Annotated in this window: 2 protein-coding genes; one reads left to right on the plus strand and one right to left on the minus strand. The window is 49.2% G+C overall.

What is annotated here, in order from left to right:
• Nucleotides 1–120: 120 nt before the first annotated feature.
• A complete protein-coding gene (gene thsB / locus H0Z19_RS11815; protein WP_290726876.1) occupies nucleotides 121–1,755 on the plus strand; it encodes a thermosome subunit beta in 1,635 nt (544 codons plus the stop codon).
• 5 nt (nucleotides 1,756–1,760) lie between these two features.
• Here thsB and H0Z19_RS11820 read toward each other — a convergent pair whose 3' ends face one another.
• On the minus strand, nucleotides 1,761–2,306 hold the full coding sequence (locus H0Z19_RS11820) for an XTP/dITP diphosphatase (RefSeq protein WP_290726878.1): 546 nt from the start codon (nucleotides 2,304–2,306) through the stop codon (nucleotides 1,761–1,763).
• Between the last annotated feature and the right edge of the window lie 184 nt (nucleotides 2,307–2,490).

A 2,490-nucleotide genomic window follows, 5' to 3' on the forward strand; every position in this document is an offset into this window, starting at 1 on the left:
ATGTTCGTATTTTACTTCAATGTGGTGAGAGGATGTTATTAGGACAGGTCGGTTAAACTGACCAAAAAATTTATATAGAAATTCCAATCCACCAATATTTGCAAGGGGAGGTGAGAGGGTATGGCAACACTGCAGGGGACTCCGGTTTTGATATTGAAGGAGGGAACTCAGAGAACTGTTGGTAGAGATGCTCAGAGAATGAACATAATGGCTGCTCGTGTTATTGCTGAAGCTGTGAAGAGCACTCTTGGCCCAAAGGGAATGGATAAGATGCTCGTTGACAGCCTTGGCGATGTCGTTATCACAAACGATGGAGTTACAATTCTGAAGGAGATGGATGTCGAGCACCCGGCGGCAAAGATGATCATTGAGGTAGCGAAGACCCAGGACAATGAGGTTGGTGATGGTACAACTACAGCAGTTGTTCTTGCAGGAGAGCTGTTGAAGAAGGCTGAAGAGCTGCTTGATCAGGAAATTCATCCAACAATAATTGCCAGAGGTTACAGAATGGCATCAAACAAGGCCATAGAGATACTTGAGAGCATTGCAATGGATATCGACGTTGAGGATGTAGATACGCTGAAGAAGATTGCTGCAACCGCCATCACCGGAAAGCACTCTGAGTATGCTCTTGAGCACCTCAGCAACCTCGTCGTTGAGGCTGTGAAGAGGGTTGCGGAGAAGGTTGATGACCACTACAGGGTTGACGAGGACAACATCAAGCTTGAGAAGAGGCAGGGAGGAAGCGTTGCGGACACCAAGCTTGTCAATGGTATCGTTATCGACAAAGAAGTTGTCCACCCAGGAATGCCCAAGAGGGTCAAGAACGCGAAGATAGCCGTTCTCAAGGCAGCCCTTGAGGTCAAGGAGACCGAGACTGATGCTGAGATTAGAATCACAGACCCCGACCAGCTCATGAAGTTCATCGAGCAGGAGGAGAAGATGCTCAAGGAGATGGTGGACAAGCTGGCAGAAGCCGGTGCAAACGTCGTCTTCTGTCAGAAGGGCATCGATGATCTGGCCCAGTACTACCTCGCAAAGGCCGGAATTCTTGCAGTGAGGAGAGTGAAGCAGAGCGACATTGAGAAGATCGCCAAGGCGTGCGGAGCGAAAATAATCACCGACCTGAGGGAGATAACCTCCGTCGACCTCGGTGAGGCTGATCTGGTTGAGGAGAGGAAGGTCGGCGACGAGAAGATGGTCTTCATCGAGGGATGCAAGAACCCCAAGGCTGTGACAATACTCATCAGAGGTGGCAGCGAGCATGTGGTTGATGAGGTCGAGAGAAGCCTGCAGGATGCTATAAAGGTCGTAAAGGCTGCCCTTGAGAGTGGCAAAGTTGTGGCTGGTGGCGGAGCACCTGAAATCGAGGTTGCCCTGAAGCTCAGAGAGTGGGCTCCGACCCTCGGCGGCAGAGAGCAGCTTGCTGCAGAGGCTTTTGCATCAGCACTTGAGGTCATTCCGAGGGCTCTGGCAGAGAACTCAGGACTTGACCCGATTGACATCCTAGTCGAGCTGAGGAAGGCCCACGAGGAGGGCAAGACAACCTACGGTGTCGATGTGTTCAGCGGTGAAGTGACCTGCATGAAGGAGAAAGGTGTCCTCGAGCCACTGAAGGTCAAGACTCAGGCAATTTCAAGTGCAACAGAGGTAGCAATAATGATACTGAGAATCGATGACGTCATTGCAGCGAAGGGACTGGAGAAGGAGAAGGGACCAGAGGGAGAGAGCGGAGAGGAGGAGTCTGAAGAATGAATTTTTTAACTTTTATTTTCCTTGAGCCACCTGAAGAACTCTTCGAGGGCTCTTCTTCTGTGTGAAACTCTGTTCTTCTCTTCGGTGCTCATCTCTGCGAAGGTCTTGTCACCGTAGAGAAAAATCGGGTCGTAGCCAAATCCCTGCGTTCCCCTCATCTCTCTCGCTATTTCTCCCTCCACCTTGCCGGTAAAGGTTCTAACGGTGCTGCCATCAAAATAAGCGACTACGGCCATAAAGTACGCTCTTCTGTCCTCAACCCCGTTCATAAGTTTCAGAATTCCCTCGTTACCTATGGTTTTGAAAACGTAGCTCGAATATGGACCAGGAAAGCCCTTCAACGCCTCAATGAACAGACCGCTGTCCTCAAGGAAGAACTCATCTTCGATTTGAGATGAGAGCATCTCCGCACTCACTCTTGCTATCTCTTCCAGACTGTTTCCTTGGGGTTCAAGGTACTCCATCTTCAGCCACTCAACCTCGATTCCATACTTCGCCGCCATCTCTCTTACTTCCCTAAACTTGCCCTCGTTTGACGTGATGAAGTACATGGAACCAGCTTGCCTGTGGAGTTTATGATTTTTCCGTTAAAGTGTGTCTTTAACTTTCAGCGCTTACTGTGCAGAAGTTGCAATTTACAGCAGTTCTATTTCATCGTTCCTGACAGAATGGCTATTTTTCAATTATGGTTAAGTGCACAACATCCTAAACTTATCACCCAAGAACTTCTCAATC

Source organism: Archaeoglobus sp., assembly GCF_017656475.1.
Classification (GTDB): domain Archaea; phylum Halobacteriota; class Archaeoglobi; order Archaeoglobales; family Archaeoglobaceae; genus Archaeoglobus.